The sequence below is a fragment of the Burkholderia sp. Ax-1724 genome (assembly GCF_011752995.1).
GTDB lineage: Bacteria > Pseudomonadota > Gammaproteobacteria > Burkholderiales > Burkholderiaceae > Paraburkholderia.
In genome coordinates this window covers 159,657-186,425 of sequence record NZ_VWWL01000014.1, presented here as the reverse complement: position 1 = coordinate 186,425, position 26,769 = coordinate 159,657, and the positions used below count along the sequence as shown (strand labels likewise).

At 63.3% G+C, this 26,769-nt stretch carries 26 protein-coding genes; 15 read left to right on the top strand and 11 right to left on the bottom strand.

Annotated elements, in window-relative coordinates:
* Positions 1-39: 39 nt before the first annotated feature.
* The 3 genes from F3J19_RS18385 to F3J19_RS18375 all read left to right on the top strand — a co-directional run bounded on the left by F3J19_RS18385 (position 40) and on the right by F3J19_RS18375 (position 1,712).
* Positions 40-588, top strand: a complete 549-nt coding sequence (locus F3J19_RS18385; RefSeq protein WP_167043917.1) for an energy transducer TonB — start codon at positions 40-42, stop codon at positions 586-588.
* Between the two features lie 232 nt (positions 589-820).
* Positions 821-1,129 (top strand): transposase, encoded by a 309-nt coding sequence (locus tag F3J19_RS18380; protein ID WP_167043914.1) that lies wholly within the window; start codon positions 821-823, stop codon positions 1,127-1,129.
* A 316-nt stretch (positions 1,130-1,445) separates the two neighbouring features.
* A complete protein-coding gene (locus tag F3J19_RS18375; RefSeq protein WP_167043911.1) occupies positions 1,446-1,712 on the top strand; it encodes a hypothetical protein in 267 nt (88 codons plus the stop codon).
* Between the two features lie 97 nt (positions 1,713-1,809).
* On the opposite strand, the gene F3J19_RS18370 is transcribed toward F3J19_RS18375, so the two are convergent.
* Together F3J19_RS18370 and F3J19_RS18365 are read right to left on the bottom strand one after the other, a co-directional pair.
* The gene (locus tag F3J19_RS18370; protein ID WP_167043907.1) at positions 1,810-3,258 is read right to left on the bottom strand and encodes an ATP-binding protein; all 1,449 of its coding nucleotides are present in this window, start codon (positions 3,256-3,258) and stop codon (positions 1,810-1,812) included.
* The gene (locus F3J19_RS18365) at positions 3,255-3,968 is read right to left on the bottom strand and encodes a response regulator (protein ID WP_167043904.1); all 714 of its coding nucleotides are present in this window, start codon (positions 3,966-3,968) and stop codon (positions 3,255-3,257) included. The genes F3J19_RS18370 and F3J19_RS18365 overlap by 4 nt, the downstream gene beginning before the upstream one ends.
* Before the next feature lie 378 nt (positions 3,969-4,346).
* Between F3J19_RS18365 and F3J19_RS18360 the strand changes: the two genes are divergently transcribed.
* On the top strand, positions 4,347-4,622 hold the full coding sequence (locus tag F3J19_RS18360) for a hypothetical protein (protein ID WP_167043901.1): 276 nt from the start codon (positions 4,347-4,349) through the stop codon (positions 4,620-4,622).
* On the opposite strand, the gene F3J19_RS18355 is transcribed toward F3J19_RS18360, so the two are convergent.
* Complete coding sequence (locus F3J19_RS18355) at positions 4,619-5,869, bottom strand: arsenic transporter (RefSeq protein WP_167043898.1); 1,251 nt, start codon at positions 5,867-5,869, stop codon at positions 4,619-4,621. The genes F3J19_RS18360 and F3J19_RS18355 overlap by 4 nt on opposite strands.
* A gap of 239 nt (positions 5,870-6,108) precedes the next feature.
* Between F3J19_RS18355 and F3J19_RS18350 the strand changes: the two genes are divergently transcribed.
* From F3J19_RS18350 to dinB, 4 genes are all read left to right on the top strand, one after another.
* A complete protein-coding gene (locus F3J19_RS18350; RefSeq protein ID WP_167043895.1) occupies positions 6,109-6,672 on the top strand; it encodes a cytochrome b in 564 nt (187 codons plus the stop codon).
* 137 nt (positions 6,673-6,809) lie between these two features.
* Entirely contained in the window at positions 6,810-7,394 is a 585-nt protein-coding gene (locus F3J19_RS18345; protein ID WP_167043892.1) for a YceI family protein, read from the top strand.
* Between the two features lie 108 nt (positions 7,395-7,502).
* The gene (locus F3J19_RS18340; protein WP_167043888.1) at positions 7,503-8,081 is read left to right on the top strand and encodes a YceI family protein; all 579 of its coding nucleotides are present in this window, start codon (positions 7,503-7,505) and stop codon (positions 8,079-8,081) included.
* Positions 8,082-8,300: 219 nt separating this feature from the next.
* Positions 8,301-9,467: a DNA polymerase IV gene (dinB, locus tag F3J19_RS18335; protein ID WP_167043885.1), complete on the top strand. Its 1,167-nt coding sequence runs from the start codon at positions 8,301-8,303 to the stop codon at positions 9,465-9,467.
* Here the strand turns inward: dinB and F3J19_RS18330 are convergent.
* From F3J19_RS18330 to F3J19_RS18300, 7 genes are all read right to left on the bottom strand, one after another.
* Positions 9,434-10,924: a heavy metal sensor histidine kinase gene (locus F3J19_RS18330; RefSeq protein ID WP_167043881.1), complete on the bottom strand. Its 1,491-nt coding sequence runs from the start codon at positions 10,922-10,924 to the stop codon at positions 9,434-9,436. The two genes, dinB and F3J19_RS18330, sit on opposite strands and share 34 nt — an antisense overlap.
* Positions 10,921-11,607 carry a heavy metal response regulator transcription factor gene (locus F3J19_RS18325; RefSeq protein WP_013591770.1) on the bottom strand — a complete coding sequence of 229 codons (687 nt, stop codon included), beginning with the start codon at positions 11,605-11,607 and terminating at the stop codon, positions 10,921-10,923. The genes F3J19_RS18330 and F3J19_RS18325 overlap by 4 nt, the downstream gene beginning before the upstream one ends.
* A 224-nt stretch (positions 11,608-11,831) precedes the next feature.
* A complete protein-coding gene (locus F3J19_RS18320) occupies positions 11,832-13,496 on the bottom strand; it encodes an efflux transporter outer membrane subunit (RefSeq protein ID WP_240159048.1) in 1,665 nt (554 codons plus the stop codon).
* A complete protein-coding gene (locus F3J19_RS18315; protein ID WP_167043878.1) occupies positions 13,496-14,722 on the bottom strand; it encodes an efflux RND transporter periplasmic adaptor subunit in 1,227 nt (408 codons plus the stop codon). Before F3J19_RS18315 ends, F3J19_RS18320 begins: the two co-directional genes overlap by 1 nt.
* Before the next feature lie 23 nt (positions 14,723-14,745).
* A complete protein-coding gene (locus F3J19_RS18310; RefSeq protein ID WP_167043875.1) occupies positions 14,746-17,991 on the bottom strand; it encodes an efflux RND transporter permease subunit in 3,246 nt (1,081 codons plus the stop codon).
* A gap of 311 nt (positions 17,992-18,302) precedes the next feature.
* Positions 18,303-19,199: a hypothetical protein gene (locus tag F3J19_RS18305; protein WP_167043872.1), complete on the bottom strand. Its 897-nt coding sequence runs from the start codon at positions 19,197-19,199 to the stop codon at positions 18,303-18,305.
* A gap of 22 nt (positions 19,200-19,221) precedes the next feature.
* Positions 19,222-19,641, bottom strand: a complete 420-nt coding sequence (locus F3J19_RS18300; RefSeq protein WP_167043869.1) for a hypothetical protein — start codon at positions 19,639-19,641, stop codon at positions 19,222-19,224.
* Positions 19,642-20,457: 816 nt separating this feature from the next.
* Here F3J19_RS18300 and F3J19_RS18295 point away from each other — a divergent pair.
* The 7 genes from F3J19_RS18295 to F3J19_RS18265 all read left to right on the top strand — a co-directional run bounded on the left by F3J19_RS18295 (position 20,458) and on the right by F3J19_RS18265 (position 24,859).
* A complete protein-coding gene (locus tag F3J19_RS18295; protein WP_167043866.1) occupies positions 20,458-21,051 on the top strand; it encodes a hypothetical protein in 594 nt (197 codons plus the stop codon).
* 1 nt (position 21,052) lies between these two features.
* Positions 21,053-21,349: a hypothetical protein gene (locus F3J19_RS18290; protein ID WP_167043863.1), complete on the top strand. Its 297-nt coding sequence runs from the start codon at positions 21,053-21,055 to the stop codon at positions 21,347-21,349.
* 118 nt (positions 21,350-21,467) lie between these two features.
* Positions 21,468-21,950 (top strand): hypothetical protein, encoded by a 483-nt coding sequence (locus tag F3J19_RS18285; RefSeq protein WP_167043860.1) that lies wholly within the window; start codon positions 21,468-21,470, stop codon positions 21,948-21,950.
* 76 nt (positions 21,951-22,026) lie between these two features.
* Entirely contained in the window at positions 22,027-22,413 is a 387-nt protein-coding gene (locus F3J19_RS18280) for a hypothetical protein (RefSeq protein ID WP_167043857.1), read from the top strand.
* 85 nt (positions 22,414-22,498) lie between these two features.
* Positions 22,499-22,855 (top strand): hypothetical protein, encoded by a 357-nt coding sequence (locus F3J19_RS18275; protein WP_345891049.1) that lies wholly within the window; start codon positions 22,499-22,501, stop codon positions 22,853-22,855.
* A 186-nt stretch (positions 22,856-23,041) separates the two neighbouring features.
* Entirely contained in the window at positions 23,042-23,434 is a 393-nt protein-coding gene (locus F3J19_RS18270; RefSeq protein ID WP_240159047.1) for a hypothetical protein, read from the top strand.
* A 333-nt stretch (positions 23,435-23,767) separates the two neighbouring features.
* Positions 23,768-24,859: a hypothetical protein gene (locus tag F3J19_RS18265; protein WP_167043854.1), complete on the top strand. Its 1,092-nt coding sequence runs from the start codon at positions 23,768-23,770 to the stop codon at positions 24,857-24,859.
* A 491-nt stretch (positions 24,860-25,350) separates the two neighbouring features.
* Here the strand turns inward: F3J19_RS18265 and glmU are convergent, their stop codons facing one another.
* Positions 25,351-26,712 (bottom strand): bifunctional UDP-N-acetylglucosamine diphosphorylase/glucosamine-1-phosphate N-acetyltransferase GlmU, encoded by a 1,362-nt coding sequence (glmU, locus tag F3J19_RS18260; RefSeq protein WP_167043851.1) that lies wholly within the window; start codon positions 26,710-26,712, stop codon positions 25,351-25,353.
* Positions 26,713-26,769: the final 57 nt, after the last annotated feature.

Here is a 26,769-nt window from a genome sequence, read left to right as displayed (position 1 = left end):
CCGCTAGAATCGTGGCGTTCTGGCGCCGGGGATTCGACCATGAAAAACAACGGACGATTGATCGCTTGCTTCCTGGCGTGCGCGCTGCTCGCGGGCTGCGCGAACGACCCGCCGAGCGCGGCGGACAACCTCCCCGTCCGCCCCGCGCAGCAGGTGCTCGATCATTGTCTCGCGACACTCGCGCCGGCCGGCATGCCGCCCCCCGCGCCGGACAGTCTCAACGAGTCGCAGTGGTCGCGCTATGTCGGCTGCGCCATCGGCGCCAATCTGCATGCCCCGAGCGATCAGGTGCGCGACAACCCCGAAGCGCTCGTCGAAGTGCGGGTGGCCCCGAACGGCGAGATCAGCGCGATCCAGCGGCTCGGCAGCAGCGGCAACGCCGCATGGGACCACGCAGTCGATCGCTCGATCGGGGCGACGCCGGCGCTGCATCCCGCGCCGGCCGGTCATCGGGTCAGCAGAATGGTCCTGCATTTCAAGCCCGTCCCGCAGGGACTCGGCATGCCCTCCGCAGCCGGTCTCAGCGACGAGAGCCACTGGTCCCGGCATCAATGCATCTGGGTCAGCGGCATGCATTCGTGCAATTGACGTGCGGTTAAGTGCGCAGTTAAGCGCAGTCAAACACGCCATTGAAGCGACGCAATTGAAGCGCCGTGAATCACCCCATGCAAAGGGCCATGACCCGCATGCGGCAACGCTACCATCATCGGCGGCAAAGCAATTCGCCGTTCAACGGGTAAAACCGCAGCCAAATCCAGCACTGGAAGCAACGCGCCAAACCGTAAGATCGAGACGACCTGTCAGTTGAACGTTGGACGGCATGCTAGATCTTCCTCTTTCCGATGACGCGTGGGCGCGTATCAGCCACCTGTTCCAGCAGGAGCCGAAGAAGCGTTCCGGACGACCGTCGCGCCCGCCGCGCGAAATCGTGAACGCGATCCTGTGGATCATGACGCGCAACGAAAAATGGCACCGTTTGCCGGCGACGTTTCCGCCGTCGCAGACCTGCTACCTCAAATGGCTGCAATGGCGGCGCTCGGGCCTCATCGCGCGGCTTCTCGACGAGCTCGAATTGACCGGGCAGGTCGCCCTGTCGGAAGCACCGGAAGCGTCGGCAGCCGACGCATAAAGTCTGCGCGGCTGCAAAACGAAGCGAAACGCAGCGCGGCTGATCGATCCGCACGCAGCCTTGCTGCGCGGCGCACCGCGTTCACGCGCTTTTCCTCGTACCGCCGGCGGCAATGCGGCTTATATTGATGTCAGGAGCACTCGCGCTTTGCCCTGCCGGTACGGCGCGATCTGTATCGGCAACGCGCGCGCGGGTATGATGCCGAACGCGTCCCGCTCCGGCCCAGGACGCCACGCAGCGGCGACGCGCCAGCGTCGTGATCGCCGTGATCGCCGTGACCGCTCCTTAAGCCGCATTTTTCGTCGCGAGAACCATCATGTCTGCCCAACACGACAAAGCTTCCGGCTCGAGCACCCCGCCGAACGAGGCGAAGCACAAGCCGCTGTCCCTGACCGCGCGCAATCTCCTGATGGTCGCCATCGGCCTGGTAACGTTCGCGATCGTGTCGGGTGTCGTGCTCTACAACCCGATCATGTACGGCGACGAGATTCCGAACTTCGGCATCATCCTGATGCTGACCGTGCCGGTCATCGCCGGTGTCGCGTTTCGCGTCGGCATCGACGCGTGGCTCGACCGCAAGTGAGCCGCGCGGCTCCGGCCAGCCGCGCGAAACTCATCGCCCCTCTCATCGCCCCTCTCGGCGCGGCGTAGCAGCGTGACGTGACGGCACGGCCGCTGCGTCACGCACGCGCCACCGGCAACACGACCCATACTTCGAGCCCGCCGCCTTCGCGCGCATGAAACTGCAGACTGCCGCCATGCAGCCGCGCGATCCGCTCGACAATCGACAGCCCCAGCCCTGTACCGCCGCTGTGCGCACGCGCATTGCGGCCGCGCTGGAACGGCGCCTTGAGCTTCTCCAGTTCCGCCGCCGACAAACCCTTGCCCCGATCGCCGACCGCGACCGTCAGCGCATCCCGGGTCGCCCACGTGCGCACCGCGAGCCCCGAGCCGCCGTAGACGATGGCGTTCTGCATCAGGTTCATCAGGAGCCGCATCATGCCGATCGGACGATAGACGATGGCCGGCAGCGTCCCGAGCGACAACTCGAACGCGTGCCCGAGCCCCGCGAAATCGCCGGCGAGCCGCTCGATCAGCGCGTTCAGATCGCCGGCTTGCGCTTCCTCGCGCTCGCCGCTGCCCGCGTAGTCCATGAACTGCTGCAGGATCGTCTCGATCTGGTCCAGATACGACTCGGCCGCGATCACGAAGCTGCTGTCGCCGCCTTGCGGCATCGCCATGGCCATCGAAAGACGCAGCTTCGTGAGCGGCGTGCGAATGTCGTGCGAGATGCCCGCGAGCATCAGCGCGCGGGTCGCCTCGGCTTCCTGTAACGCCCGCGTCATCTGATTGAAAGCGCTGCCCACTGCGGCGATTTCGCTGGGGCCGTCGGTCGGCAACGGCGCGGGCGTTTCACCGGCGCTGACGCGGCGCGCGGCCCGCGTCAGTTCGCGCAACGGCTCGTTCAGATGCAGCTGGATCGCATAGCCGGCCAGCGCCGCCAGCACGCCGAGGCCGAGCGACAGCAGGATCGCCGCTTCGAGCCCGCTGCCCTGCGCGTCCTCGGGAATCGGCAACGCGATCCAGTACGGGGCGGCCGGCATCCTGCCGGAAACATGGTCCGATGCATGGCTCGAAGCATCACCCGAGGTATGGCCCGAAACATGGCCCGCAGCATCGGCCAAAGAAGAACCGCCCGCCCCGCCCACCGGTGCATGCATGCGAATCCACAAGCGCTGCGCGCCCTCGGTCTGCCAGCGCGCAGGCATGTCGGCGGGCAGATGCTTGCGCAGACTGTCGAGAAACACGCCGCGCTGATAGTTGCGATACGCGCGCATGAGACTCGGCCGCGGCGCGGCGTCGGCCTCGGGCGGCAACTGCTCGCGCGCGTCGAGGCGCGCGCTCAGCACGGCGCGCGCGGCCGGCGGCGTGGCCGCGAGCAGGCTGTCGAGCGTCGTCACGTAGGTGGCGAACACGGCCGCCGCGCGCTCGACGCGCGGCCGCTGCACGTAATGCAGCAGCACGCCGATCGAGCAAACCTGGCTGAGCATCACGAGTGCGATCAGCAAGGCGATGTTGCGCGCGAGCAGCGTCCTCGGCAGCGCCCGCTGCCAGAGCGCGCGCGTCATGGTTCGACGTCGGCGGCGAGCATGTAGCCGACGCCCCACACGGTGCGGATGAAACGCGGCTTGGCCGGATCGTCCTCGACGATCTGCCGCAGCCGCAGCACCTGCACGTCGATGCTGCGATCGAGCGCGTCATGGTCGCGCCCGCGGGCGCGCGCGAGCAGATTGTCGCGGCTCACAGCACGATTCGGCGACGACGCGAGCGCGACGAGCAGCAGCATCTGCGCCGAATGAATCTCGAGCGGTTCGCCCGCGCGCCGCAGTTCCTGCTTGCCGACGTCGAGAGTGAAGTCGCCGAAACGCACACGCTGCGAGGTCACGGTAACATCGCCCGCGGCCATCTTCTGGCGCCGCAGCAGCGCGTTGATGCGCGCGACCAGTTCGCGCGGCAAGAACGGTTTCGCGAGGTAATCGTCGGCGCCGGTTTCGAGGCCGGTCACGCGGTCGAGCGGATCGCCCTTCGCGGTCAGCATCAGGATCGGCAGCGTCTCGCCTTGCGCGCGCAGCTTCGCGCAGATTTCGAGGCCGTCCTCTTCGCCGATCATCAGATCGAGTACGAGCAGATCGAACGGCTCGCGTTCGAGATAGCGGTACAGCCGCTTGCTGTCTTCGGCGGCGCGCACGTCGAAGCCGTGGCCGCGCAGAAAGCGCAGCAGCATGTTGCGCAGTTCGGCTTCGTCGTCGAGCACGATGATTCTGGCGGGGCGTTCCATGCGCAAGCTCCTCGTAGCGGGCGCCGGCTCGCGCCCTGCGCGACCGCTGCGACCTCGGCGACCCCGCCCCGGCCGCAACCGGCGCCGTTGAACCAGCATAGGACATGCGTCAGGCGCCCACGCCTCGTGAATTCCCGCTGTCCGAACGCAGGGAAGACAGCGCCAGCAGGACGGTTCGCACGATGTATTCAGCGCTACACGTAAAGCTTGCAGCGCTTTGCACTTTCTACCGTCACGCCTGCCGCGCCGACACCTGCTGCCGGGCGCGCTTGCCGTTGCCGCAATGGGCGGGAAGCCCTGCGCGCGGGCAGGAACGAAGTTTGCTACGTAACGCCGGTTCGCGCGGGGCTAACCACCCATTTCTTCCGGAACCCTCAGATGAGTTACCAGGATATCGATAAAGAAATCGCTCACCTCGAAATCGTCTTCAGCCTGATTTCCACGCGCGACCGTTTTCCGCTGTCGTACTGGCATCAACGGCTGCATGCGCTGACCCGTTCGTCGACGATGCTGCCGACGCAACGCCAACGTCTCGCGCAACTCGAAGCGACGCTGCGCTCGGTCGGCGCGACACGGAACCTGGCCGGCGCCAAAACGCGGCGGCCTCGCGGCCTCGGCTATGAACCTCCAAACACGCTCGTCCCCGACGCTTAAGCCGTTAGAATCCGCGCGCCGAGCGCCAGCACGAGTGCCGGCACCATCACGAACACGCCGGCCTTGAGGAACTTCGCGAAGCTCACGTCCTCGCCTTCGCGGCGAATCGCGTTGAGCCAGAGGATCGTGGCGAGCGAACCGGTAATCGACAGGTTCGGCCCGAGGTCGACGCCGATCAGCAGCGCGTCGATCACGCGCTCGGGGCTGTGCGCCTGCAACACCGTCGAACTCGCGATCAGGCCGGCGGGCAGGTTGTTCATCAGGTTGCTGCCGAACGCGACGATTGCGCCGGCCCAGCCCGCCGCGGCCATTTCGTTGTGTTCGGTCGCGCGCCGCAACGCGGCCGCGAGCGTCGCAATCACGCCCGTGTGATCGAGCATCTCGACGAGCACGAACAGCGCGGCGACGAGCGGCAGCACGCTCCACGAGATTTCGCGGATCATCGGCAGCGGCGATTTGCGCTCCTTGATAAGTACGACGAGCGCGGTCAGCGTGCCGAGGATCGCGGTCGGCATGCCGAGCGGGATGTCGTACGCGGAGACCGTCAGCAACGCGGCCGCCGTTACCGCGATGCCCGCGAGCGCGACGCGCCCGCTCGCCGACAGCATCACCGCCTCGAGATTCGCCTCGCAGACGCCGGCCAGCGCCTCGCGCTGGGTCCAGCGCAGCATCACGAAGGTCGCGCCGATCGACAGCAGCGACGGCAGCGTGAAGCGCAGCATCCACGGCCCGAGCGGCGGCGTGTGATTGCCGTAGAGCACGATATTGGCCGGATTCGAGATCGGCAGCACGAAGCTCGCCGCATTGGCGACGAACGCGCAGACGAACAGCAGCGGCAACGGCGGCGTTTTCGCTTTCTTCGCGGCCGCGAACACGGCCGGCGTGAGCACGACCGCGGTCGCATCGTTGGAAAGAAACGCGGTAATCACGACGCCGACCAGGTACACGAGCACGAACAGCTTGCGCGGCGAGCCGCGCGCATGGTTGACCGCGAGCACCGCGACCCAGTCGAACAGCCCCTCGCGGCGGCCGACTTCCGAGAGCAGCATCATGCCGAACAGGAACAGATAGACGTCGCTGCCCTTGCCGATCGCCTCGACGGCGAGCGACACGGGCAACAGGCCGAGCGACACGAGCAGCAGCGCACCGGCGACGGCCCACACGGCCTCGGGCCATTTGAACGGCCGCGCGATGACACCGGCGGTGGCAAGCGCGGCAATACCCCACGAAAGAAACACGGAATTCACGAAGTCGGCCCGGCTGAAGGGTTGCGCGGATTGTGCTTTGCCTGATACAACCCGCTTGTTGGGGTCACAAATTACCACAGCGCCTCGCCCGGCGCGCCAGGCTTTCAAAGCTGTCTTTCAAAGCCATTAGCGTCACGGCGACAACAATCTGTTTTCGCTCACCCGTCTATTCAGTTTCCATGGGTGTCCCTACTATCCGCACTGATGCGCGATCCCTCGCGCGCAACCGACACGACACGATGCCCACTCGACCTTCCGATGCCGTCCGCTACAACGGCGCGGCCATCGCGCTGCACTGGCTGATCGCGGCGCTGATCATCTGCGGTTTCTATATCGGCTGGATCATGACCGATATCCCCGGCTTTACGCCCACGAAGCTCAAGTACTTCTCGTGGCACAAGTGGATCGGCGTGACCGTCTTCGCGCTCGCCGTGCTCCGCGTGCTCTGGCGCGCTACGCACCGCGCGCCCGCGCTCGACGACGCGACACCCGGCTGGCAGAAGGCCGCCGCGCATCTCGTGCACGGCGTGCTGTATCTGCTGATGCTGGCGATTCCGCTGTCCGGCTACTTCTATACCTCGGCGGCCGGCATTCCGGTCGTGTATCTCGGCCTCGTGCCGCTGCCGACCTTCATCGGCCCCGACCAGGCGCTGAAGGCGACGCTGCGCACAGTCCACGTGCTGCTCAATTACACGCTGCTCGCGCTCGTCGCCATGCACGTGCTCGCCGCGCTCAAGCATCAGTTCATCGATCGAGACGGCCTGCTCGCCCGCATGGTGCCGTTTCTGAAGACGCGCGCATGACCGCACGAAGCGACACGAAGCAGCGACGCGCAGGCTTCGGCCAGCCCGCCGGCACCCGATTGACTACGACCCGTTGGCAATCTAATTCCGCGCGGTATGCAATGAACGCGCGCGACTCGGATAGGATGCGTACCACCATGAAAGCGACCCTTCACCACTTCCATCACGCCGCCCAGCGCGCCGCGCTCGCCGGCCTCGCCGCGTTTTCCCTGTTCGGCGCGGGCCTCGCGCACGCCGACGTCGATCTCGCCAAAAGCAGCGTCGTTGCCACGACGAAACAGATGAACGTGCCCGTCGACGGCAAGTTCAAAAAGTTCTCGGTGCAACTGAACTTCGATCCGGCCAAACCGACGGCGGGCAGCGCCAACGTGTCGATCGACACCGCGAGCTACGACCTCGGCGCCGACGACTACAACAAGCAGGCGCAAGGCAAGGAATGGTTCGACAGCGCGGCCTTCCCGAACGCGACCTTCGTATCGAGCGCGATCGCGCCGGCCGGCGGCAACCAGTACAAGGTGACCGGCAAGCTCACGATCAAGGGCAAGTCGCAAACCGTCGTGGTGCCGGTCGTGATCGCGAGCCAGGGCGCGACGCAAACCTTCGACGGCTCGCTGCCGATCAAGCGCACGCAGTTCGACGTCGGCACCGGCGAGTGGAAGGACACCTCGGTCGTCGCCGATGAAGTCGTCATCAAATTCCACCTCGTTTCCACGAAGAAGTAACGCGGAGCGAAGCATCGCAATACGCAGCACCCGATACGCAGCACCGAAGCACGACGGCATGTCACACGACCGCCGTACCACGACACTTTCTGAAATCTGGAGTCCACCTTGAAAAAATCCTTCCTGCTCGCCGCGGGCGCGCTCGCCGCTGCGCTGTCGTTCAACGCGATGGCCGCCGACACCTACGTGCTCGATCCGACCCACACGTCCCCGAGCTTCGAGGCCGATCACATGGGCGGCGTCTCGATCTGGCGCGGCAAGTTCAAGAAGAGCAGCGGCACCGTGGTGCTCGATCGCGCGGCGAAAACCGGCACCGTCGATGTGACGATCGACATGACCTCGGTCGACATCGGCAACGACAAGCTCAACGAGGAACTCGTCGGCGAGAAGTTCTTCGACACCGCGAAGTTCCCGACCGCGACCTACAAGGGCACGCAGATCCGCTTCGACGGCGACAAGCCGGTCGAAGTGATCGGCACGCTGACGATGCATGGCGTCACGAAGCCGGTCAATCTGAAGATCGAATCGTTCAAGTGCATTCAGCACCCGATGCTCAAGCGCGAAGTGTGCGGCACGGAATCGACCGCGACGTTCAACCGCGACGACTTCGGGGTCGACTTCGGCAAGGCGTACGGCTTCAACATGAAGACGACGCTGCATATCCAGGCTGAAGGCATCAAGCAGTAAGGCAGGCCCGACGTAACGGGCATGTAGCAGACACGTAGCACCCATCGCGGGCGCGCCGTCGGGCGCCCGCGATGTCGTTTTCGGTGGGCCGCGGCGGCGCTCGGACGATGAGCGCCGGCAAGGTACCATGACGGTTTGGCAGACCGCGACAGACACAGCGCGGCGCCGGCATCGATCGTCCGATCGTCCAACCGTCATTACCCGCGCGTCCACCGCTTCATGAATTCTCCGCCCCGCCGCATCGCGCATCTCGACATGGACGCGTTCTACGCGTCCGTCGAGCTGCTGCGCTATCCCGAGCTGCGCGGGCGCGCGGTCGTGATCGGCGGCGGCCGCAACAGCGCGCCGCAGGTGCTCGAAGACGGCAGCAAGCGCTTCGCGAAACTGCGCGATTACGCGGGCCGCGGCGTCGTTACCACGTCCACCTACGAAGCACGCGCGCTCGGCGTGTTTTCGGCAATGGGGATGATGAAGGCCGCCGCGCTCGCGCCCGACGCGATCCTGCTGCCGACCGACTTCGACTCGTACCGCCACTACTCGCGCCTGTTCAAGGCCGCGGTCAGGACGTTCACGGACCGCATCGAGGATCGCGGCATCGACGAAATCTATATCGACCTCACCGAGCTGCCCGGCGAGCCGCGCGACCTCGGCATGCGCATCAAGCAGGCCGTCAGACAGGCGACCGGCCTCACGTGCTCGATCTGCGTCGCGCCGAACAAGCTGCTCGCGAAAATCGGCTCCGAACTCGACAAGCCCGACGGCCTCACGCTCCTCGCGCCGGCCGACATCCCGCTGCGCGTGTGGCCGCTGCCGGTGCGCAAGGTCAACGGCATCGGCCCGAAGGCCGCGCAGAAACTGACCGCGCTCGGCATCGCGACGGTCGGCGATCTCGCCGCCGCCGACGCGGGGCTGTTGCAGGACCATTTCGGGCGTAGCTATTCGGCCTGGCTCATGCAGGTCGCGCAGGGCCACGACGAGCGTCCGGTGGTGGTCGAATCGGAGCCGAAATCGATCAGCCGCGAGACCACCTTCGAGCGCGATCTGCATCCGCGTCATGACCGCCCGGCGCTATCGAGCGCGTTTACGGGGCTGTGCGTGCGCGTCGCCGACGATCTCGCGCGCAAGGGCTACGTGGGCCGCACGGTCGGCATCAAGCTGCGTTACGACGATTTCCGCACGGTCACGCGCGATCTGACGCTCGACGACCCGACCGCCGACGCCGCCGAGATTCGCCGCGCGGCCACCGAATGTCTACGGCGGGTGGAGTTGAACCGCAAGCTGCGCTTGCTGGGCGTGCGCATCAGCGCGTTGATGCCGGCGAGCGAAGCGGCGCTCAAGCCGCGTTTGCCGGTTCAGGCCGACTTGCCCTTCGCGAGCGACCCATAGGTCGTATCGGCCGTATCGGTCGGCACGCCCGCCGCATTCGCGGCCGGGCGTGCGGGCGCCTCGGGCGGCATCTCGCCCGGCACCGCTGTCGCCGCCACCGAAAACGCAAACGTGTTGACGCCGTTCGCGCTCTGCGCGGACACGGTGCCGCGATGCATCTCCGCGATCGCCTTTACGATCGCGAGCCCGAGCCCGTGGTTTTCGCGGCTGTTGGTGCGCGAGGCTTCGGCGCGATAGAAGCGGTCGAACAGATGCTCGAACACGTCCGGCGCGATCGGCGCGCCCGGATTCGCGACGGCCACGCGCCACTGGCCGCTCATGCGGCTCTCCCCGCGCGCGATCGTCACGCTGATCGACGCGCCCGGCTCGCAATGCTGGATCGCGTTCATCAGCAGATTCGTGCAGGCGCGGCCGAACAGCGAGCGGTTCACGCGCGCGAGCGCATCGCCATGCAGTTGCGCATGCACGCGCGCCTCTTCGAGCGGAATCTCGAGAAACTCCAGCGTATGCGCGACTTCCGCCGCGAGCGATACCTCGACGAGCCCGGTCGCGCGTTCGCCCTGATCGGCGCGCGCGAGAAACAGCATGTCGTTGATGATCGCGCGCATGCGCTCGAATTCCTCGAGGTTCGATTGCAGCGTATGGCGCAGATCGTCGACCGAGCGGTTGCGCGTGAGCGCGACTTCGGTCTGGCCGATCAGGATCGTCACCGGCGTGCGCAGTTCGTGCGCGACGTCCGCGTTGAACGATTCGAGGCGGCCATAGGCGCCGTCGAGCCGTTCGAGCGCGCCGTTGAACGAGTTCGCGAGGTCGTTGAGTTCGAGCGGCAGCGACGCCGTGTTGAGCCGTTGCGAGCGATTGTTCGGACTCACCGCCGAGGCGTCGCGCGTGAGACGCGTGAGCGGCGCGAGCCCGATGCGCGTGACCGAATAGCTGAGCAGCAGCACGGCGAGACTGCCGAGCGCGGAAAGCGCGGCAAGCGTCGAGCCGAACACGCGCATCGTGCGCAGGTTCGGCGAATAGCTCGACGCGACCTGCAACTGCACGGGTGGCCGCGAGGCATTGGCCGCCAGCGTCATCGTGAACGTCAGCATGTCGGGACCGCCGTCCGCCGGCGTGATGCGCGCGTAGCCATCGGGCCAGCTTTTCATGACCGTGCCCTGCACCGGCGTGCCGAAGCGGAAATTCGGGTCCTCGCTCGACACCGCGTACACGGTGCTGCTGTCGTGCGGCGTCATGTCGGTGAGTTTTTCGCGGGCGATGCGCCATTTGTCGGCCGTGCTCGCGTGATAGACGATGATGCGCGCGATCTGCGTGCGATCGTCGAGCGATTCGCGCAGATGGTGTTCGAGCTGCGTGCGCAGCACGAGAAAGAGCCCGGTGCCCACGAGCGTGAACACGAACAGCGCGACGAACGCGAACATCAGCGCGAGACGCCGGGCGATCGAGCGGTTCATGACGGCTCGGCCTCTTCGCGCACTTCGAGCACGTAGCCCATGCCGCGCACGGTGTGCAGCAGCTTCGAGGGGAACGGGCCGTCGAGCTTCGCGCGCAGCCGCTTGATCGCGGTTTCGACGACGTTGGTGTGGCTGTCGAAATTGACGTCCCACACGAGTTCGGTAATCGCGGTCTTCGAGAGAATATCGCCCTGGCGGCGCGCGAGCACGCTCAACAGCTGGAACTCTTTCGCGGTCAGATCGAGCCGCACGCCGTCGCGCGTCGCACGGCGGCCGATCAGATCGACGAACAGATCGCCGACCGAAATCAGCGTGGATTCCTGCGAACGCGTGCGGCGCGCGAGCGCATGCAGACGCTCGACGAGTTCGAGAAACGAAAACGGTTTGGTCAGATAGTCGTCGGCGCCTTCGCGCAGACCGCGCACGCGGTCGTTCACGTGATCGCGCGCGGTCAGCATGATGACCGGCGTCGACTTGCGCATGCGTAGCGCCTTCAGCACGCTGAAGCCGTCGCGCTTGGGCAGCATCACGTCGAGGACGATCACGTCGTAATCGAATTCGGTTGCCAGATGCATGCCTTCCTCGCCGTCGAGCGCGACGTCGACGACCCAGCCCTGCTCTGTCAAACCGGAGCGCAAGTAGTCCACGACCTTGTGCTCGTCTTCAACAATCAGCAATTTCATGCGTGTCCCCTGTCGGCCGTGGCCAGTGCTTCAGCATCGGCTACGGTCCCTTGCAACGTCGCTGCCCGACCTTGCATTATACGAAACGACCCTTGATTCTTGCTGCCAGCGGCGCCGGCCTGAATGCAGGCTTGGGCGCAGACCTCGGCCTTGATTTAGGCGGTGCTTGGCTCTGCCTCGGCCCGGCCCCGCATCCCGAGCGGCAGGCTTCGCGAGATAGCAGGTCAGCGCACGGGCGCCGGTGTCCGCTGCGGTTGCGCGCTAGCCGGCAGGTTGGCTACGTTCGTGACGTTCGCTGCGTTCGTCGCATTCGCGGCCTGTGCGCCGCCGCTACGGCCATCATGACTGCCGCCGTTACCGTTGCCATTCGCGCCGCTGCTGCCGGCGCCATCCGTCCCGCCTGCGGCACCTGTACCGCCTGCATCCCAGCCGCCGCCGAGCGCCTTCACGAGCGCGACCGACACCGTCAACTGCTGGCCATGAATCTGCACGTCCTGGCGCTCGCTCGTGAGCAGCGACTGTTGCGCATCGATCACGTTCAGATACGCGACGAGGCCGCCCGAATAGCGGTCGTTCGCGAGCGACAGCAGCCGCTGCGCATCCTCGACCGCCTCGCTCGACTGCTTCGCCGCGCCGTCGAGCACCGACAGTCCGGTAATGCCGTCCTGCACCTGCTGGAACGCGCTCAGCACCGTCTGCCGATAGTTCGCCTCGGTGGCCTTGTAGCCCGCGCTCGCATATTTGACGTTGGCCGCGCGCCGTCCGCCGTCGAACAGCACCTGGCCGACCGTCGCGCCGAGCGTCCACATCAGCGTCGGCGCGGTGAGCAGATTGGCGAACTCGGTGCTTTCCCAGCCGATGCCGGGCGTGAGCGTCAGACTCGGGAAAAACGCGGCCTTGGCCACGCCGATCTGCGCGTTGGCCGCGGCCATCGCGCGTTCGGCCGAAGCCACGTCGGGCCGCCGTTGCAGCACGTCGCTCGGCACGCCGAGCGGAATGGCCGGCGCCTTGATGTCGACCACCTTCGGCTCGATCGCGAACTGCGGAGCCGGCACGCCGACCAGCGCGGCGATCGCATGCTCGTACTGCGCGCGCTGGTTGAGCAGCAGTTGCGCCTGCACGCGCGTCGCATCGAGCTGCGATTTCTGCTGCAGCACGTCGAGCCCCGACACCGCGCCGAGATCGTGTTCGGAGCTCACGTAGTCGAGCGCTTTCTGTTGCAGCTTGACCGACTGGTTCAGCACGTCGATCTCGGCGTCGAGCTCGCGCAGCGAGAAATAGTCGCTGGCCAGATCGGTCGTCAGCACGAGGCGCGCATTCGCGAGATCGTCGGCAGACTGTTCCGCCGACGCCTTCGCGCCCTCGACCTCGCGGCGGATGCGCCCGAACAGATCGGTGTCGTAGCTGATCGTCGGCCCGAGCTGGATGTTGTTCTGCACCGTCGATTGCGTCGGCGTCGCGTAGTTCGTGAGCGGCCGGTCGTGCGAGATCCGGAAGCGCGAACCGCTTGCGCCGAGATCGACTTCGGGCACGCGCTGCGCGCTCAGGTTCGCAAGCGTCGCGCGCGCCTGCTCGTAGTGCGCGCTCGCCGCGACGAGCGTCTGGTTCTGCGCGAGCGCCTCGGCTTCGAGCGAGGTGAGCGTCGGATCGGCGAAGCTCGTCCACCAGTCGGGTGCGATCGGCGCATGCGAAGGCGCGGCGACGCGCCAGAACGAATCGGTGTGCCAGTCCGGCGGCACCTCGGCCTGCGGGCGCTGATAGTCCGGGCCGACCGTGCAGGCGGCGAGCAGCGCCGCGCCGGCGAGCGCGCTCAGCGCGGCGAGCGCGCCGCCGCGTGCCCGCTTGCGCGCAGGTTCCCACGCCCGCTCCCGGCATGAGGCCGCGAACATCACGACGCCTCCTTGCCGTTTTTCCCGGTCGGCTCGATCTGCACGTGATCGCCGTCGGCAATCGAATCGCTCGGGTTGATGATGATGTGATCGGTCAGCGCGACGCCGCTGTCGATTTCGAGCGTCTGCCCGAGGTCCTGCGCGATCACGACTTTGCGCAGGCTCACGTTGCCCTTCGCATCGACGACCGCGACGCGCGGACCTTCGGCGCGAAACAGCAGCGCATTGCTCGGCACCGTGAGCCGCGCCTGGGTGGCCGCGGGCACCGCGACCTGCACGTAGGCGCCGGGCCGCAGCTTGTCGTCGGGATTCGGCAGCGTCACTTCGATTTGCAGCGAGCGCGTCGGCACGTCGATCGCGCCCGACATGTGCGTGATCTTGCCGTCGAACTGCTGCCCCGGCAATTCGGCCTGCGTGACCACCACCTTCTGCCCGACCGCGACGTTCTGCGCGTAGGCCTGCGGCAACTGCACGTAGACGCGCAGCGGGTCCGACTGCGCGAGCGCGAACAGTGCGCGGCTCGTGCCGCTGCCCGCGTCGATCAGATCGCCGACGTCGACGTTGCGCTGCGTGACCACGCCCGTGAACGGCGCGACGATCCGCTTGAACGATTCGAGCTGCTGCAGACGCTTGACGTTGGCATCCGCGGCGGCGAGATTGGCGACGTCCTGCGTATACGTGCTTTGCCGTTCGTCGAGTTCCTGCTGCGAGACCGCATCGCGTTGCCGCAATTGCTGCCAGCGTTCGAGCGAGCTTTTCGCGAGGCCGAGGCTCGAACTGGTCTGCTGACGCTGCGCCAGCGCCTGCGCGAGTTCCTGGTCGATTTCCGGCGTGTCGAGTTCGGCGAGCAGTTGGCCCTGCTTCACGTGCGCGCCGATATCGGCGTACCAGTGCAGCAGATAACCGGTCGAGCGCGCGTAGATCGGCGATTCAACGTAGCCGCGCAACGTGCCCGGCAGCAGCGTGCTGCCGCCGCTGTCGGTCTCTTTCGGCATGACGACGTTCACGTACTGCACGGCGTTCTGCTGCGTGGTCGCCTCGACCTCGCGGCTTTGCAGCACGTTGGCGATCACAGTGCGCAGCGCGCCGAGCGCGAGCAGCACGAGCACGATGCAGACCGCGATCTTCGCGCGTTTCCATTCGCGGTGACGCGGTGGCAGCATGTGCTCCCCTTCTTCGGTTTCCCGCGGGGGAATCGCTAGCGATGCATGGTTTTTTTCGGTCATCTCAGTCAACCATCGTTTAACTTTTACGCGGGCGTCGCCGCGCCGCTATGCTCGGGCGCCGGGCTGCCGCCGCCGTTGCCATTGCTGTCGTCATTGCCGTCATTGCCGCCGTCGTGGTCGCCGCCCTCTTTCTTGCGGCGCGCGAGACGGCCATGAATGCCCGCGAACACGAGCGGCACGAAGAACAGCGTGGATACCGTCGCGAACAGCAGGCCGCCGATCACCGCACGGCCGAGCGGCGCGTTCTGCTCGGCGCCTTCGCCGAGACCGAGCGCCATCGGGATCATGCCGATAATCATCGCGAACGCGGTCATCAGCACCGGGCGGATCCGGCTCGCGCCGGCCTCGAGCGCGGCCGTGAGCGGCGGCGCGCCGGCCGCGAGCCGCTGGCGCGCGAACGCGACCATCAGAATACTGTTGGCGGTCGCAACGCCCATCGTCATGATCGCGCCGGTCAGCGCGGGCACGCTCAGATGCGTGCCCGTGAGGAACAGCATCCATACGATGCCCGCGAGCGCCGCCGGCAACGCGCTGACGATGATGAGCGGATCGACCCACGACTGGAAGTTCACGACGATCAGCAGATACACGAGCACGATCGCCATCGCCACGCCGAGCCCGAGCCCGAGGAACGAGCTGCGCATCGTCTGCACCTGGCCGCGCACCGTGATGGTACTGCCGCGCGGCAGCGACGCGCGCACCTGGTCGACGAGCTTGTCGACCTGATTCGCGACGCTGCCGAGATCGCGCTTCTCGACGCTCACGTACAGGTCGATCACCGGGCGGATGTTGTAGTGCGTGATTTCCGCGAACTGCTGCTGCGGCGACACCTTCACGAGGTTGCCGAGCAGCTGCGTCGGGCCGAAGGCCGAGGTCGACACCGGCGTGCGGAGCAGTTCGTCGATCGACGATACCTGGTACTGCGGCGTTTGCACCGCGACCTTGTATTCGACGCCGTTCCGGTTGTTGATCCAGAAGCCCGGCGAAGTCTGCGAGCTGCCCGAGAGCGAAATGAGCACGTTCTGCGCCACGTCGTTCGCGCTCAGGTTCAACTGTTGCAGACGCGTGCGGTCCATGTGCAGATCGATCACCGGCTCGTCGAGCTTCTGCTGGATATGCGTGTCGACCGTGCCGGGAATCAGCCGCACCTGCTTGAGCAGCTTGCTCGCGATGTCGAAGTTGCCCTTCTGGTTCGCCCCGGAAATCTGCACGTCCACCGCGGCGGGCAGCCCGAAGTTCAGGATCTGCGTGACGATGTCGGCCGGCTGGAAGAAGAACTCGACACCCGGGAAACGCTGCGGCAGGATCGTGCGCAGCTTGTCCATATACATCTGCGACGGCTTGTGGCCTTCGTTGAGCGCGATCTGGATTTCGCCGTCGAGCGTGCCGATCGTGCCCGAGTTGCTGTACGACATGTTGATGCCGCTATACGGCAGGCCGAGGTTGTCGAGAATCGTGCCGAGCTCCTTCGGCGGCACGACTTCGCGAATCACTTTCTCCACCTCGTCGGCGAGCCGCGCGGTTTCCTCGATGCGCGTGCCGGTCGGCGCGCGCAGGTGCAGACGGATGTCGCCCGCGTCGACGCTCGGGAAGAAGTCTTCGCCGAGCACGAAGAAGAGCCCCATCGACAGCACGCAGAACCCGAGGAACAGCGTGCCGAACATCTTGCGGCGCACGAGCAGGCTGCTCAGGATCACGATGTAGGCCGCGCGCATGCGCTCGAAGCCCGCGTCGAAACGATGATAGACGCGCATGAACAGGTTCGGCTTCGCGCCGGCCTTCGGCTTGTGCGCGTGCCCCATCAGCAGCATCGCGAGCGTCGGCACGAGCGTGCGCGAGAGGATGTACGAGGCGAGCATCGCGAACACGACCGCTTCCGCGAGCGGCACGAACAGATAGCGCGCGACGCCGGCGAGGAAGAACATCGGCACGAACACGATACAGATACACAGCGTCGAGACGAGCGCCGGAATCGCGATTTCGCCCGCGCCGTCGAGAATCGCATCGTGCAAATTGGAGCCCATGTGCAGATGCCGCTCGATGTTCTCGATCGTCACGGTCGCGTCGTCGACCAGAATCCCGACCGCCAGCGCGAGCCCGCCGAGCGTCATGATGTTGATGGTCTGCCCGAGCGCGTGCAGCACGATCAGCGACGAGAGGATCGACAGCGGAATCGAGATCGCGATGATGCAGGTGCTGCGCCAGTTGCCGAGAAACAGCAGGATCATCGCGGCGGTCAGCGCGGCGGCCACCAGCGCCTCGCGCACCACGCCCTGCACGGCCGCCTTCACGAACACCGACTGATCGAACAGCGCGGTGATCTGCAGATCGGACGGCAGCACCGCACGCGCCCCCGGCAACAGCGCTTTCAGCCGGTTGACGATCGTCAGCGTCGAGGCGTCGCCGTTCTTCAGCACCGACATCAGCACGCCGCGACTGCCGTTCTGCCGCACGATGTTGGTCTGCGGCGAATAACCGTCGCGCACGTGCGCGACTTCACGCAGATAGGTGGTCGCGCCGTTGACCGTGCGCACCGGAATGTCGTTGAGCCCTTCCAGCGTCGGCGGCGAGCCGTTCATGTTGACCGTGTATTCCTTCGGCCCGATCTTGGCCGTGCCGGTCGGCAGGATCAGGTTCTGCGCGTTGAACGCGTTGACCACGTCGATCGGCGTCAGCCCCTTGGCGAGCAGCGCCCGCGTGTTGAGGTCGACCGAGATCAACCGCGACTTGCCGCCGTACGGATACGGCACGGCCGCGCCCGGAATCGTCACGAGCTGCGGGCGCAGGAAGTTCAGCGCGGTGTCGTTGAGCGCCTGCTCGGAGAGCTTCGGGCTCGACAGGCCGAGCTGGATCACCGGAATGGCCGACGCCGAGTAACTGATGACGACCGGCGGCGTCGCGCCGGGCGGCATCTGCTTCAACTGCGACTGCTCGACGGCCACGGTCTGCGCGATCGCGGTCTGGATGTTCGCGTTCGGCTGGAGAAACACCTTGATGATCGAGATGCCTTGCAGCGACTGCGATTCGATGTGCTCGATGTCGTTGACGGTGGTGGTCAGACTGCGCTCGTTGACCGACGTCATCCGGTTGGCCATGTCTTCGGCCGACAGACCGGTGTACGTCCAGATGATGCTGACCACCGGAATGTTGATTTCCGGCAGCACGTCGACGGGCGTGGTGAACAGCACGAAGGGCGTCGCCAGCACGATCAGAATCGCCATCACGATGAACGTGTATGGCCGCTTAAGTGCTACGTTGACGATCCACATTGAAACGGGCCAGAGAGAATGCAGGTGGAAGGGAGAGCGAAATCCCGCTTATGCTAGATCGGTAGGACCAACACCTGCATGACACCAAAATGGCTAAATTGTCAGGAAGGTGGATGTAAGGTGATTGGGTGTTTTGCGGGGGTGCGGCGTGGGTGGAAGGTTGCCGCGGATTTAAGGGCGCGCAAACGTTTTTTAATTAGAATTGGGCGCAGTTAAGGGAGTGCTTGCTGATTTGTGGGTGGCCGTCGTATGAAATATTACGAAATGTGCGTTCGGTTTTCTGTGGGGTGTTTTTGTATTTGTAAGGTCGGTTATTTCGGGTTTTGACTCTTTGCGGTGTGGTGCTGGTCCAGTTCTTCCGGTGTCAGGTAGATGCGGGTGATCGTCACCGAACGCAGATTGTCGGCTGTTTTCAGGCTGGCGTAGTCAGGCGGGTCGTTCCGGCCTTCACAATAGAAGTCCGCGTAGACGTCGAATGGTGAGTCGGCTGGCAAAGGCAAACGATATGAAAGTCCGACATGGTTGCGGTCGCCGAGAAAGTCGCCCATTCCGGGATTAAAGAAACGGCCCTGTTCTTTTCGTACGCCGTCAATCAGCTCGCCGTATACAAGCCGATGGAGTCCGAGGTAGGTTTCGTAATTTTCCTTTGCGAGGTGGGGTCTGAGATGATCGCTCACCTGCAGCTGAAAATATTTGACAGTGGGCTTGCGGTCAGTCTGCCTCGTCTTATCGAATGCAAATTCAATCGACATCCTATTTCCTGGGTAGTAAATGTAGGAGAGTTCTGAGGCGCTTTCATAGGGACCGTCCTGATATTTTCCAAGAATCCACTGTACATCGTCGAAAGTGATTTCTCCGGCAACCCATCGCAGACCTGTTTTCATGGCCTGAAGCATTTGTGCCTGCTGTTCATTCGTCATGTCTTGTTCGGGCGGCATCATTGGCATCTCACTTTTTCTCATCGTGAGGGGTTGACTGCTGCCCAGCGATTGAGGCGAGGCGGCTTGCGTTATAGGCGAGTGCATACTTGCGGCTGCACTGATTATCAGCAATGTTTTGAGGTTCATTTCCCGTCCAATAAATTCCAGCCAGTTCCCCGCATAAAGAAGTATCGTCTTGACGAAATAAGGGGCATCGCGGGTAATTGCTTTCAGATACCAATTGCCGGAAGCAAGCGATACGCCTTTCCTTCGCTTGCCTCGTGACACGACATATCCTTTACATAGGTCATTACTCCGACTTCTGACTCTTCGCCATGCGACGCTGCTCCAACTCTTCCTGGGTCAGATATCTGCGGATGAACATCACGGAGCGCAGGTTATCGGCGCCGACATTGGCGCGCCCGATCTCGCCTTGCTCGCCCATGAAAGACGTACCGATGCCGGCAAGCTGAATCGCGACGGTGCCGTGGAGTCCGATGATCGGCTCCAGATCGATCTGCGCGGCGTCGGCCGGATTTTGCAGAAAGCCAGGCTGGCTCTCGGCGACGACGACGTATTCGAACAGTTCGCCCACCGCCTCGCGTCCCCTGATACTGCGCGCGATCAGCATCGGCTCGCTGAACGCCTTGCCGCCTGGCCCGCGTCCGACCATTTCGGGAAGCGCGGGACAGGTGAACTCGATGCCGCGCGTCTGGACATCCCATTTCATGCGGGCCTCAGGCATCGATATGCATGGCGGCGTGCGTGCTCGCGTCGCCCACGTGCGCAACGGCCACGTCGCAGTGGATAGATAGGCTCTTCGCGATGAACGATCCAATGCCGCGTGCGTGCAAGAACGGTTGCCGCTCCGGCGATATAGCCACCGTGTTTGGCTCCGTGTTTGGCTATCTCGCCGGAGCGGATCATGTCCTTTCCGCTTGTGTCTTTCACCATTGCGTTCCTGAGAGTGATGAGGAAACACGCAACCACACGGGTAGGGAAATCGAGCGATCCCTGCGCGGGGCCGGCCGCGTGGATCTGTTCCCCAGACGCCCGAACGGTTTGCAAAGCTCACTAGCAAACCATTCAGGAACCCTCAGGTCAACGCAATCAATTCGAGATAGAGACGCTTTAACGAAGGCAATCGCATGAAACGTTGCGAAGAGTGATGGGCACGTTGTTGTCCCGGGCGAAAGGATAGGTGCTCTGGTGCCGGCGCGTTCTGGCCGAGGCGTGGTGCGGGTGCGTGCGCGGTGCCGCGTGGCGGGTCGATTCGCGAATCAATGTTATCGACTGTGTCTGTTCTATAGCGCCATTCTTTGCCGCGTGTTACGTATACGGGCTTCGGATTTCGAATCGACCAGGAGACGCATGTTGTTGGGATTACAGACCGATGGCGATTGACTTCAAGGTCGGGGGGCATCGGAATTGCACACTCTTCACGCGGCGGGAATACTACGGCGATGCCTTTAGCGATGAGGCACGCGCCGGCCGCTAGCTCATTACTTCGGCAAACGCATGGGATATCACACATGACACGCTCCAGTTGGCGCGACTTGTCGAGTTCATGCGCCATGCGCCGGGCTGTGCATACGTGAGCAGCGCCGCGCCGAATCAACTCGCCCGGAAACTACGAACCGCCGTCGAGGGCGGCGATGTGATTGCGGTTGCAATGGAACCGCGGATTGCAAGTGGACGTAGTGTGCGTATCGAACAGCCGCCCCGGTCGTACCATGAGACCTTCTCGCCGTCGCAACTATTCCGGCCCAAGCAACGCGTGGCGCGCACTGCTCGCTCGCTTGAGCGCCCCAGATTGCCACGGCTATCATCCGATGATGACCTCGCGATCTGGTTCTCCCGACCTGGAGACGTGCTGCCGGATGGAACGATCGCCATGCCGGTATCGACGCCGCGTGGTGATGCGCAGGCGTTTAAGTTCAGAGAGAATGCGCCACTTGGTGACGTGCGTGATCTAGCCGCGCGTGGCGTAAGCGAAGCAGACGAGGCCGAATGCTACGCTGACTACGAGCTGGATATGGAGCAGTGTCAGGTTGCGATCGCGATGTACAGAGACCCCCGTACTTACTCGCTTTGCGCGCAGCGGGCATTCGGAAAATACCAGCAATGCAGAGGACACTGATATGACGAAACCTCCACGAGCAAGCATCGTTTTTTATGATGAGGACACACAACAACTCAAGATGTGTACGGTATTGCGCTCACGCGTTCAAGCGGCCATTGACCGGTCGACGGCGCTTACCATCCCGCCCGATGTACCGGAGCACTCGGAAAAGCCATTGACAGACGAAGATGCCCGAAAACTCGGCGGCATGCTCATGTTAATGCAAGGATTTTCCAATCCGGAACTACGTGAACGACTTCAAATTACAACGGACGAGCCTATGGACTGGAACGCGCCCTTACCTTCGAGCGAGTAACACCTGACATTGTGGCCACGTCGGTATCGACGCCGCTCGGCAATGCTCAGGCGTTCGCGTATGTGCATAGCGGCCGAAACCGCACGCCCACAATCGGAGTCCTCAACGGAATTGTTCTATGGACACGAAAGAGGAAATCACGCGACGCCTGACGGCGTTGGTTGGCCTTAACGTTAGCTGGGTCAGCCACGCTGCGGATATGTTGACGATGCAGTTTGGGCCGCAGCGGCAGTACACAACGTCGAGAGGGACTGTCCTGGAAGGTGGTGCATTTGCGCTGCACGTCCAATGCTCATGGCGACTGGAAGAAGGTGGCCGGGTTGTCGCGACGGAAGATGATCTGCGTGGGCCGGACGAAAAGGCGCACGCCAGCGCTGATTGCCTTCGAGGAAGTCTGGTTGATCGCGGCCCGGTGCTCGTCGAGGCGGTGTCCGTGGACGAGGCGGCTAGCATCGTACTTTTCCTGTCTCGGGACTTTCGGCTCATCGTTACACCAGATGGTGCCGAAGACGATGAGGACTGGCGTTTTTTCGCGCCGGGCGTGAGCGGGCCGCACCTTGTCATTGAAGGCGGCAGGATTACGCCAGAATCATTTACCTAAGATGCGATCGACAGCAAAGAACGAGTACTCGCTTCAGACCGATCTGGAGATGTGCCGCATCGGAATTAATTGATCTATGGACACACTCAAGCAATACGAATTCTTCCACGACTGGTATTTGATCGGTATCTCGGCAGACATGGACGCCAGGATCATGGAACTGCTATTGATTCTCGACGACATAGCACAGCAAGCGCGCGTGATCTTTCAAGGTGCATCGCGTTGCCTCGTCAATGACTTTCTGATTCAGAACATCGTCTACGATGCGAAGATTCTCCGTGACCATGATTCCACCGAATACAAGCAAGCACTCGAATCGCTAGAGAAATCCTATTTTGGAAAAGCATACTATCAACCCAAGCCGATAGCCGTTTTTTCGGCCACACTGGGTGCCGATCTACTGGTTGAATTCGACTCGTTCGAAATCAAGCCGGTTTCGCCTATGGCAGTTACGGCTGCATGATCGGAAAACGACCAATATGACGAAGCCTCCCAATGGCAAATGGTTGGACAACATTCACACCTACACGCCGTGAACGGGACACCAAATGAAACCACAGCACCAACTCGCCCACGCTTCGTTCAATATCTATCAGGACGTTGAGCCGCGTGAATTCTGGACAAGCTATTTCGCTGTCGTGCCGAATACCGCGGGCATAAAGGGCGAACGTTTCATCACGCCATCAGGGCGCATGAGTGCCGGTGCGCTGCGCGTCGGCCTCTGGAGTATCAGCAGTAAGAAAACCGTACAGAGTGACGCGCTGACACCTCATCTTCGTTATCTGGTCGAACGCCTGGCATTGCCTCGGGTTGACCTCTTTGGGTTGCTCAAGCGCACGAGCGCGCAGATGCGCTTTTTGCTATTGAGACAATGCGAGTGGAAACCGAGTGCCCGATGTGCCTGACGACATTCGGGCGACGATGCAAGTGCTGGGCGGCACGGTGGAGATTGACGAGTATCGCTAAGCAACCTGTCGATGTGTCTATCCAGCTTCTTCGAGTGCCTCATCCGTCATCGCGCACGGAGCGCCCCGGGATTTAACGATGACGACGAAGGCGTGCCCATCTCCATGCCCCATTGGTAAATCAATATGACAGATGAAATATTGAAGACGCGGAACTATTTTCACGATTGGTATCTGGACAGCGTAGTCATTGGCCCGAATACCGAGCCCCGCACGCTGACGCTTGGTCTGTACCTCGCCAACAGGCGCGCGGCGGTCACGTTCAATGGCGTAACGTGTGTTTCAGTTGAGCACCTTGGCTTACTGAATATCGTCTACGGCATTCACATCGTTGCCCCCGACGACGAGAAGCACGCGCGGGCCAGTGCAGTGCTCGAAGCAGGTGAGCGGCTTACGGACAGGAAAGCCGCCTTGCTTGCTTTCGTCTACGCCACTCTGGGCGCCGAACTCGCGATTGAGTGTGACTCGATCGAGGTCCACGAGACCGACGGCGGAACATTGGACCCTCTGTTCCGGTGACCGAGATCTCGGAGCGTTCGCGTCAACTCATTGCCAGGATGACCCTATCTTGACGATTCTGACAGGCTTGCCTGACATCAGGTTGGTATACCTCAGCCTGTCACAATGGCTCGATCAAGTTGAGACGGTGGCCACACCCGCAGAACTTCGCATCCTCGGTCTTGAATTCGCCTTCAGCCACAAACGGGAAAACGCGGCGTGTTAGTATTAATAACTCAACTTGAATGCTGCTCCGGCGTTACACGCAAAATCGATGGCCCACTGCCGGTAAAGTGGCTGATTCGTTGTTTTGAGGGTAACGCCGGTTTGAACCGCTAATTGAGACCAGCCTCAATGACCTCATCGATTACCCGGACACTCACCAGCATCCCATCTGCTGTCGGTCATGACAGCAATGCAGAGGCAACGCCGTCCAGACCGGCGCCAATAAAAACATCTAGCGCGTCGCCCGACGCTCGTTTTCTGGACCTGCCTTCCTTTCAACGAAGGACTGACAGCCAGGCGAATCGGCCAACGCTCGCGACGCTTCCCGACGACATATATCGGGAGATAAGCGATCACCTGCCGCTGCAAGATGTCGCCGCGCTAGCGCAAAGCCGCCTCCGCCCATTCAAAGCGTTAAAGCCTTTGAACGACGCTCACTTGTGGGCCAATAAGGCTGGCTCGTTGGATCTGGACAATCTACTGCAACTGATGGGCACGCGCGGGCTCAGCCAGTCGAACATGCAGCAGACGAGCATCGCCCAGCTAGCCCCGGTACGCCACGAAGAAGTTTTCAATCGGACCGCCACACCCCTGCTGAAGCTGCTGAATGCGGATCCCGGCAAGCTTCAGGCGCAAGATCTGCACGACAGCATCGTCACGGTAGGCAACATGCGGCCGGAAGAGATGCGCGGCGTTGCGACAGGGGCAGTTGCAAGTTTGCTGTCGCGCGTGCAGCCGAGCAAATTGCAGCAAACCGCGTTCGACCAACTTGAGAAGTTAGTCGGAACATATCCGCCGGAGAACCGGTCGCCGACGCTGATGAGCCTTAGCGCCAATATTTTCAAGTTGCCGCAACCGGCAAGCCCCGACTCGCTGCAGTACGCCGCTGGCAATCTGAACAAGGTACTGGCACATCTCGAAGCAATCGACGACACGCAACGCGGCCCCATCCTGCAAACGCTGATCGCTCAGTTTCCCACCTTTGTCTTAAACCACGGCGACTGGAAAGCACGCTTCGATGCAACAATTGCAGCAACTCGTGAGACGTCGCCACAAACCCAAGCGCTGGTGCGGTCGGCATTCGAGGGGTTTCTGCGCACATGTGAGCCGCTTCTTGCACAGAGAGAAGCCTTGCCTGGACACCCGAGGGTGTTCGTTACAGGTGACGAGTATCAGGATGCGCAGAGGCTGGTCGGCGAGTTGAATGCGAATGCGGCATAAGTGGCGCACAGGGAGCGGAAATTGAAAGCGACTTGTCATGACTGATCCGCTGAGCGAGTGTGTTTTCTATGCCATCGAACAACAGCTTCGCCAGAGGTTTCCGATATTGTTTGGGTGCTGCGCTTGAGGAACACGGTAGGTTTGGGGATACGTCAGTATTAGCGTACGAAAAGTCCGTTTCTTGAGGGCCCCCATAAGACGCCCGCAAACTCGGCGGCATGCTCATGTTAATGCAAGGATTTTCCAATCCGAAGCTACGTGAACGACTTCAAATTACGACGGACGGGCCCATGGACTGGAACCCGCCTTTGCCTTCGAGCGAGTAACCTCTTTCGTCGGCCACACCGGTATCGACGTCGTTCGGCGGTACGCAGGCGTTGTCTATCAGACCGATATACCTGGTGGCAATGCCGAGCAACCGGCGAAATCAACGGTCAACGAACGATATGCAGCCAAGATGTTCTGATAGCGGCATGTCAAGCGCTGCCCCCTCAACTCTTCCTCCTCACCGCCCGAACATACCCTCCCCTCTCAACCTGCATCTTCCTGTCGAGCACAAGCACCCCCTCAGCCACATCCTTCCGCACCGTCGTCCCCGCCGCAATAGTCGCGCCTCGTCCCACCCGCACCGGCGCGACGAACTGCGTATCCGAACCCACGAACACGTTGTCCTCGATAATCGTGCGATGCTTGTTCACACCGTCGTAGTTGCAGGTGATGGTGCCCGCGCCGATGTTGACGCCCGCGCCCACGTCGGCGTCGCCGAGGTAGCTCAGGTGGTTCGCCTTCGAGCCGGCACCGACGCGCGCATTCTTCACCTCGACGAAATTGCCCACGTGAACCTCGTCGGCAAGCTGCGCGCCGGGGCGCAAACGCGCATACGGTCCAAGCACAGCATGCGCGCCGACCTCTGCATTGTCGATGTGCGTATAAGCGTCGATACGCGTTCCCGCGCCAATCGACGCGCTACGGATCACGCAGTTCGGCCCCACGGTGACGTTGTCCGCCAGCGTCACCTCGCCCTCGAACACGCAGTTGACGTCGATAAACACATCGCGCCCGCACGTCAGCGAACCGCGTACGTCGATCCGCGCCGGATCGGCCAGCGTAACGCCCGCGACCAGCAGTGCCTCCGCCACGTTGCGTTGATGCACGCGCTCCAGTTCGGCGAGCTGCTGCTTGCTGTTCACGCCGAGCGTTTCCCATGCGTGGTCGGGCTGCGCGGTCACGGCCGGATAGCCGGCGGCAATCGCCGCTTCCACGACGTCGGTCAGGTAATACTCGCGCTGGGCGTTGTCGTTCTTCAGCGTGGCGAGCCAGCCCGCAAGCGGCGCGGTCGGCGTCACGATAATGCCCGTGTTGATCTCGGCGATCTTGCGTTCCGCTTCGCTCGCATCCTTCTGTTCGACGATGCGCGCGACCTTGCCCGCCGCGTCGCGCACGATGCGCCCGTAGCCGCTCGGGTCGTCGAGCGTAACGGTCAGGATGCCGTAGCGGTTTCGGCCCGCAGCCTCAACGAGGCGTTCGAGCGTCAACGCGCGCGTCAGCGGCACATCGCCGTACAGCACGAGCGTGGGCACGTCCGCATCGAGCAGCGGCAGGGCCTGTGCGAGCGCGTGGCCCGTGCCGAGTTGCTGGGCCTGCAGCGCGAACCGCACGTCGGGCGCGCCGACCGCTTCGCGCACGGCCTCGCCGCCATGACCTGTCACGACGACGAGGCGGGTCGGCGAGAGCGCGCGGGCCGTATCGATAACGTGCGAGAGAAGCGGCTTGCCGGCGAGCGGATGAAGCACTTTCGGCAGCGCGGAGTGCATGCGTTTGCCCATGCCGGCCGCGAGAATCACGATATTCACGAGGATGACCGTTTGCGAGTGTGGTGAGTGAAAGGAGACGGGGGAGAGCGCCGCATC